This window comes from Candidatus Pelagibacter sp. (genome assembly GCF_052049815.1).
Classification (GTDB): domain Bacteria; phylum Pseudomonadota; class Alphaproteobacteria; order Pelagibacterales; family Pelagibacteraceae; genus Pelagibacter.
The window spans coordinates 1-7,641 of the sequence record NZ_JBNGZG010000042.1 but is presented as its reverse complement, the minus strand read 5'-3'; the positions used below and the strand labels follow the sequence as shown (position 1 = coordinate 7,641).

The following is a 7,641-nucleotide window of genomic DNA, read 5'->3' as shown; positions in this document are numbered from 1 at the left end:
GTATCTACAAGTTCTACATTGAACGGAACAGAAATTACAGCAGCTACAGTTGTATTAAATAATGATCTAAATATAACTAACAGTAGTTCTTCATCTGTAAGTGGTGCGATTTCAGGGACTGGTAATTTAACTAAAGCAGGATCAGGAACGCTAACTTTATCGGGTACAAATTCATATACAGGTGATACAACTATTTCAACTGGAACTTTAACTGTCTCAGGTACTTTATCCAACAGCACAGTAGTTACAGTATCATCTGGCGCAATTTATGATGTAGATGCCAATGATACTATTGCTTCAGTAGATGGTGCGGGAACAATAGATATTGCAAGTTCAACTACTTTAACAACTGGAGATACAAACGATCAAGAGCTAAGTGGAACAGTTTCAGGAGCAGGTTCTTTAACAAAAGCTGGAAGTGGTATCTTAACTTTATCTGGAACAAATTCTTATAGTGGAAATACTACTATTTCAGCAGGTACCTTATTAGTTAGAAGTCAATTAGGTGAAGGAACTTACGCAGGTAATATCTCAAATTCTGGTGACTTTGGTATAAACTCATCAAGTAATCAAAAATTATCTGGAGTTATTTCAGGATCAGGCACAATTAATAAATCTGGGACTGGTGAATTAACTCTTACAGGCGCGAACACTTTTAATGGAACAATTAATGTTACTGGAGGAACATTATTTGCAGGCACAAGTAGTGATGGTTCAAATAACATAACTCTAGGAGACATTGTTGTTAAAGGTGGAACATTAAGTGGAGGAGGAGTGATCGGTGGTGATGTTTCATATACTACTACTGGAGGAACACTTGCACCAGGTAATAGTATTGGAACTTTAACTGTAAGTGGTGATCTAACTTTATCAGCTGATGATACTACTGAAATAGAGTTTGATGCATCAAATACAGATAAAATAATTGTTAATGGAGATATTTCTTTAGATGGTACATTAGTTTTAGAGCCAGCTTCTGGAACATATTCAGCAGGAGTTTATACTATAATTGATGGTAATAGTGGATCAGGAAATACTTTATCAGGAACATTTGCCTCAACAACTGTAAACAATTCAAGTAATATATCTGGTTTTACAACTTCAATTTCTTACGACACAAGTTTAAGAAGGGTATTTTTAACACTAAGTGCAGCAGCTAGTGTTGATACAGTAAAAAGTAAAACAACTATGTCTAGTTTTAAAGATATAGCTGAAATTTTTGATACTAATACAGGTTCAAAATTTGCTAGTATAAAAACTTATCTTACAAATAGTGGTACAAACTCAACAACAGTAAATAAAGAATTAGAGAAATTAAAGGGAACAGTTTTTACTACTTCTTATGCACAACCTGCATTAAATCATGGTCATTTTAATAGAGCTTTAAACAACGTTACATCAACTAATATGAGCACTTCTCTTGTTAGTAATTTTGCAAATACAACTGATGAACTTACTTTAGCTTCCTTACAAGAGGCAGGTCTTTACGGGAAAAAAGAAAATTATAATGAATACTTTGATTTTTCAGACCAATCTGTTTTAGGTTTCATAAAAAATAATAAGAACAAATCATTACTAAATGATTTTAGATCAGACGACTCTGCTACATTTATTAGAACATATGGAACCACTGCAAACAGAGATAATATAGGCACTTCATACACGGGTTATAAATCAGAAACAACAGGAATACTTTTTGGTCAACAATTCAAAAATGATGATGAAAAATTTACAGGCTATTCTTATGGTTTCACAGGAACTGATACTGATTATAAAAATAATTACGGTGAGTCAAAAACATATTCAATGCATGTATCACTGTTAAGACAAATTGACAAAGAAGATCATGGTATTAATTTAATTTCTGGAATGTATGTTTCTAAAACTGAAAGTGAGAGAAATGTAGTTATCTCTGGTGCTTCAATAAATGATAAGTATTTGTCAGATTATTGGGACATAGGGTTTAACCAAGAAGCTCAGTATATTAAAAAATTTGAATTTGCAGGTTTAAATTTAGCACCTTCGGCAAAAATTAATTCTACATATGTTATTAAAAGTGACACAGAAGAGAAGGGTGGTGAACTTGCTTTAACTATTGAAAATGACAATTTATTTATCGTAAAACCAGAAATTGGACTTTCTATTGGAAAAGATATTAGCAAAAAAGATGAAATTGCTAATGAATTTAATATAGCAATGTTTGCTTCTAAAGATCATTTTTTAGAGGGGACAACATCTAAAGCAAGATACACATCAGGATCATCCTTTAATGTAGATATGCCAAGAGATGAAGAAATCTATTATTCACTAGGTTTGGGTTATAATTTTTTAAATAATGAGACAGATACAAGTTTAATGGCTAATGCTTTTTTAATGCAAAACGAACATAGTGATATGGATTCAAACATTTTTTCTTTAACTTTTAGAAAACTATTTGGAGAATTTGGTAAAGGAAATATTCCTCCTGTAGTTGCTAAAAAATCTGAAAATAAAGAAAAGGATATTGTAGTAATTGATTTACCAAAAAATAAAAAAGATGAAATCATTAAAGAAGGCGAAAAATCTTTAGAAAACTTAGAAAAAAATATCGAAATTGTTCTTAAAGAAAATCCAACTCTAGAAGAAGTTGAAACAATTTATCAAAGTTTAAGTGATAGTTTGATTGCTAAGAGAAAATTAACTGTAAACGATGTTTACAATAATATAAGTGCAAATTGTAATGCTGTAGAAAAAAATCTTAAACAATTAGTTAATTACTATAATAAATTACAACTCTATAGAATTTTAGATAGATGTAATAAATTATCTGATCCAAAAGTTCATTTAATCGCTGAACGATTACACCAAATTCAACTTAATGAAAGGACTGCTTTAACAGAATTGTATTATGGATATTTAAGGTTTTTAAATTACATACCTATGATAACCTTTATAGCTTTTATAATTCTAGCTTATGAATTTGTTAGAAGATATATCGTAAATCATTTTAAAAGAAGAATTTCTATTTAAGAAAAATTATTTATAGTAATTTCAATATCCTCTTTTTTTATCATCATTAAATCTAATTTTGTTTTGTTATCTTTCTTAGTTAATCTAACTGATTGGGTTTGAATACAACTTTCAAAAAATCTTCTGATGTCTCTTGCGTTAGAATATTTGTCACCAGTGATCTCAATCACTTTTTTGCAAGCAGTTTTTAATAGAGTACTTGCATCGTTAGCTATCATGTAATTGCTATCTCTACACATTTTGTAAAATATTTGAAATAACTCAAGATCATTATAGTTTTCAAAAACGATGTTTTTTTTAAACCTAGATGCCAAACCTGCATTAGAAGATATAAAATCTCTCATATTTTTTTCATATCCAGCGACTATAACAATTAATCTATCTCTATAATCTTCCATATATTTTAATAATTCATCAATTGCTTCCTGACCATTGTCGTTTGGATCATTCTTATTTACTAAAGTATAAGCCTCATCAATAAACAAAACATTGTCTATTGCTTCATTAAATTTATCCGCAGCTCTTACGGCAGTTTTTCCTTTTTCTGCTACTACCAAATCACTTCTTGTAACTTCTATAAGTTTTCCACCTTGTATTAGTCCAAGATCTCTATAAATTTGTGCTAATATCCTTGCGACTGTAGTTTTTCCAGTACCTGGATCACCAGAAAAAATTAAATGTAAAGTTAAAGCTGGTCCGTCTCCAAGCCCTTTTTCTTTTCTTTCTTTTGAACTTTGTAAATATGCAACAAGATTCTTAACTTCATCCTTTACTTTTTTTAATCCAGGTAATTTGTTTATTTCTTGTATATTTTTCTGAAGATCTTCACTCATTGATTTATATTAAATAATAGTTAATTATTAATTTTAAGTACTTTTAAATAAATGAAACTATTAATTCAAATTATTTTATTAATTTTTTGTATTCAAACTTATAGTTCAGCAGGTGAATCTGGTGAATTGCCTGGACAAGAAGTTAATAATATTGAAGAAACTTTTGAAGAAATACCCAAAGAACAAGAGGGAGTTGACGTTTCAAATGTGGGTGAATTGTTAGATCCTAAAAATACTAATATAGATTTACCAAAAAATAGATTGCTTGAAATATTTAATCAATATTTCCTTTCAGAACTAAATAATGAGATTAATATAATTAAAGAATGTGAAAATATAATTGATGGTGGAAAATGTTATGTTGTTGAGCCAACAAAATCATCAAATCATTTTAATAATTATCATTTTTATACAAATTCACTAAATCAAGTTTACTCAATAATAGCGTTTAACGATATGAAGCAAGGTGATTTAAATAAATGTAAAGATAAAATTGCTTCCTGGAAAGAATATTTCAATAGTTTTGACTTGACTGAGAAAGAAAATGATAATTCTTTAAACTTTATACTAACAGATGCGCCTCAGCAAAATACGTTAGAAATATTTGCTTCTTGTTACACTGAAGAATATAGAGACATAAAATCAAGTTTTAGTATTAAATTTTTTAAAAATACTTAATGAAATTTATTTTCATTATTTCTTTTTTTTTAATTCAATCACAAATCTTATTGGCTTCTAGTAATAGCTCTCAAGAGAATAGAAAATTTTATGAAGATAGAACAGAATTTTTAAAAAAATACATTAAAGAAATTAAAGAAAAAAGAAAAATTAACAAAAATGTGAATGGATCAATCGTTGAAACTTTATGGGGAAAAATTTATACAAGAATCGATATACAATCACAAAATGACATTGATAATTTAACTCTACAAGACTGTAAAAATGATGGAGGAATAGATTGCATAGTTCGTTTTAGATCTTTAAAGATAAATCCAAAATATAATAGACTTGCAAAATATGATAAATCTAAAAAAACTTTAAAAGTTTTAGACCAATATCTAACGTCAAAAAAAGTATATTCTACTAAAGGAATAAATATTTTAATCGCTGAAAAAGATTTTAATAACAAAGATGATTTTAACTGTACAAAAGTTAAATCAAATTATAGAGAAATTTTAAACATCCTTAGAAAAGAAATAGAATTATATCCAACCTCATTTTTAAAAAATTCTGGTCTAAAATTTGTTATGATTTGTGATAAAATTTCAAACAAAGGCATTACCCCAGTAGGAATGGCACCAGGACATTTTGATAAATCTCCTGGAGTTTTTTATGTAAATATTAGTGAAATAAATTCACAAGGTAAAAATAAAAATTCAATTATAAAACATGTATTTCACCATGAGTTTTATCATATTATAGATGCGAAACTTGCTAAAATATATTTAGATGATCAATGGGATAAATTAAATGATCAGGAATATTCTGATAAATTATTAGTTGATAGAAATGTTATAGATAATTCTGTTAAGGGGTATATATCAAAATATGCAAGAAATTCTACTGCAGAAGATAAAGCTGAATTATTTGCATTTATGATTACTCAACATAAGTTATTTAAAAAAACTCTTAAAAATGATCCAATATTATTTGATAAATCAAAGCTTATGATTTTAAGATTAAAATCAATTTCAAATGATATTAATAAAAATTTTTGGAAAAGATTAAATTAAGAATTTCTTATTTCAGATATATTTTTAATTAACTCTTTGCAATCTTTTTCAACTCTAGAAAACACTTCAGACCAATCGCCTTGTATTTTTTGCCTATAAATTCTTAAATTGTCATACCAGATTGTTTCATCTTTTGAATTTAACCATCTCCAGTCCGAAACTTTTGGTAATAATAACCATGTTTGAGTACCAAGAGTACCTGCCAAGTGTGCAATAGCAGTATCAGTTGTGATAACAAGGTCGAGATATTTAATTATTGCTGATGTATCTAAAAATTTTTTTGATCCAGTATCCATTAGTAAATCATAATTAATTATTTTTTCTTCGAATTTATTTTTTTCTATATCTAATGATGCTGAACCTTTTTGAAGACTTATAAAATTAGCATTTTCATTCTCGATTAAATTCTTAAAATTTTTAAGGTCTAAAGAATTACTTGCAACTCTTGGATTAGAAGGGCTTCCATGCCAGTTTAAACCTATTTTTACATTATTATTGATTTCAATTAATGTTTCCCATTCTAATAATTTATTATCATTAATCTTTAATTGTGAAGGAAATGGACAATTTGTATTTAAATCTGGAGTTAAGATACTGATCAAATTTTGTAAAGGGCACCAATAATCAAATTCATTATAATCTAAATCTAAACTTACTAATTGTTCTATATAAGGAGACTCATCAAAAAAGTGATGAAGTTCCTCTTGGCATTTAAATATAATTTTACAATTTAGTTGACTTAAAGTTTCTAAATATCTTGAAAACTGTATAGTGTTCCCTAAACCTTCTTCAGCAATAATTAAGATTGTTTTATTTTCAATATTTTGACCATTCCATAATTGATTTTTTTTATGAGCAAATTGTTTAATATTTTTATCTTCGAAAATTCTGTAGTTATATTCCGTAAAACCTTCATCAAATTTGGACATTGATAACATTGTTGATCCCAGATTTATTCTTGCACGGTAGAAATTTGGATCCAATTCAATGGTTTTTTTATACATATCAATTGCTTCAGTGTATTTTCCAGCGTTGAGTAGGGTATTAGCAAAATTAAAATGAACTATATGAGACTCTGGTTTTGTTTTAACTGCTCGTTGATGGCTGACAATTGCATCTTCATATTTATGTTGTAGATAAAATAAATTTCCAAGGTTACTTAAAATAAAATGATTTTCTGGATTATTAATCAATCCTTGTTGATAAATCTTAATTGCCTCATCATATTTTTTTTCTTGTTTGTACAGAGTTGCTAAACTTAGATAAGGTTTAATTTCATTAGGATTTATTTTAATTGCTGCTTTATAACAATCTATCGCTTTATCTAATTGTTTATTTTGTTCAAAAACTAATCCTAAACTTAAGTAACCTGGTAAGTATTTTGGATCATGTGCAAGTAAATTAGTTAATATTTTTTCTGCAACTTTGTTGTTATTTAGTAAAAATACGTTTGTACCAAGCCTATTAAGAGCTCTTACATCAAACTTTCTATCTAATGATGAAAAATAATACCATAAGGATTTATCAAAATTATTTTGTTTATAGTGAATATCTCCTATTAAATTATAAATTTCATGATTATTTGGATCTTCTTTTAATAGGCTAAATGCATTTTGCTCAGCAAGTCCAAATTGTTTTTTTTCTACTAGTTGATAATTTCTTTTAATATTGGAATCTATTAATGCTTTATTCATTATTATCGAATCAATAAATAATATTACAGATTTTGTATCAAATTGTAAAACATTGATCCAAAATATGGATATAGTGCTGCAGCTAAAACAATAAAACATCCATATGGAATTTGAAAATTTTTATCCTTCTTAAAAATTAAAATTATTAATAAACCAACAATTGCTCCAACTATTGCAGAACTAGCTAATACTAAATAAATTGATTTTACCCCTAACCATACTCCAATTAATAAAAATAATTTTGCATCTCCTAACCCCATACCTTCTATTTTTCTGATTTTAAAAAATAAATATCTAATTAAATAAATAATTCCATAACCAATTAAACCTCCTAGTATTGATTCTAGAAGATTTACATTAAAAGGATTTTTA

At 27.3% G+C, this 7,641-nt stretch carries 6 protein-coding genes; 3 read left to right on the top strand and 3 right to left on the bottom strand.

From position 1 onward, the window contains the following. Positions 1-3,009, top strand: a 3,009-nt coding sequence (locus tag ACTT9D_RS06290) for an autotransporter-associated beta strand repeat-containing protein (RefSeq protein WP_440930937.1), incomplete at its 5' end; no start/stop codon positions are given. On the opposite strand, the gene ACTT9D_RS06285 is transcribed toward ACTT9D_RS06290, so the two are convergent. Next, a complete protein-coding gene (locus ACTT9D_RS06285) occupies positions 3,006-3,842 on the bottom strand; it encodes an AAA family ATPase (protein WP_440930936.1) in 837 nt (278 codons plus the stop codon). The genes ACTT9D_RS06290 and ACTT9D_RS06285 overlap by 4 nt on opposite strands. 51 nt (positions 3,843-3,893) lie before the next feature. On the opposite strand from ACTT9D_RS06285, the gene ACTT9D_RS06280 reads away from it, so the two are divergent. Together ACTT9D_RS06280 and ACTT9D_RS06275 are read left to right on the top strand one after the other, a co-directional pair. Further along, the gene (locus ACTT9D_RS06280; RefSeq protein ID WP_440930935.1) at positions 3,894-4,520 is read left to right on the top strand and encodes a hypothetical protein; all 627 of its coding nucleotides are present in this window, start codon (positions 3,894-3,896) and stop codon (positions 4,518-4,520) included. Further along, complete coding sequence (locus tag ACTT9D_RS06275) at positions 4,520-5,575, top strand: putative zinc-binding metallopeptidase (RefSeq protein ID WP_440930934.1); 1,056 nt, start codon at positions 4,520-4,522, stop codon at positions 5,573-5,575. The genes ACTT9D_RS06280 and ACTT9D_RS06275 overlap by 1 nt, the downstream gene beginning before the upstream one ends. Here ACTT9D_RS06275 and ACTT9D_RS06270 read toward each other — a convergent pair. Together ACTT9D_RS06270 and ACTT9D_RS06265 are read right to left on the bottom strand one after the other, a co-directional pair. Further along, positions 5,572-7,269, bottom strand: a complete 1,698-nt coding sequence (locus ACTT9D_RS06270; protein WP_440930933.1) for a tetratricopeptide repeat protein — start codon at positions 7,267-7,269, stop codon at positions 5,572-5,574. The genes ACTT9D_RS06275 and ACTT9D_RS06270 overlap by 4 nt on opposite strands. A gap of 23 nt (positions 7,270-7,292) precedes the next feature. Next, positions 7,293-7,641: prepilin peptidase (locus ACTT9D_RS06265; RefSeq protein WP_440930932.1), on the bottom strand; the 349-nt coding region annotated here is incomplete at its 5' end.

Coding starts and splice junctions, on each gene's coding strand:
- ACTT9D_RS06280 (WP_440930935.1), top strand. CDS start 3,894: ATGAAACTATTAATTCAAATTATTTTATTAATTTTTTGTATTCAAACT.
- ACTT9D_RS06270 (WP_440930933.1), bottom strand. CDS start 7,269: ATGAATAAAGCATTAATAGATTCCAATATTAAAAGAAATTATCAACTA.
- ACTT9D_RS06285 (WP_440930936.1), bottom strand. CDS start 3,842: ATGAGTGAAGATCTTCAGAAAAATATACAAGAAATAAACAAATTACCT.
- ACTT9D_RS06275 (WP_440930934.1), top strand. CDS start 4,520: ATGAAATTTATTTTCATTATTTCTTTTTTTTTAATTCAATCACAAATC.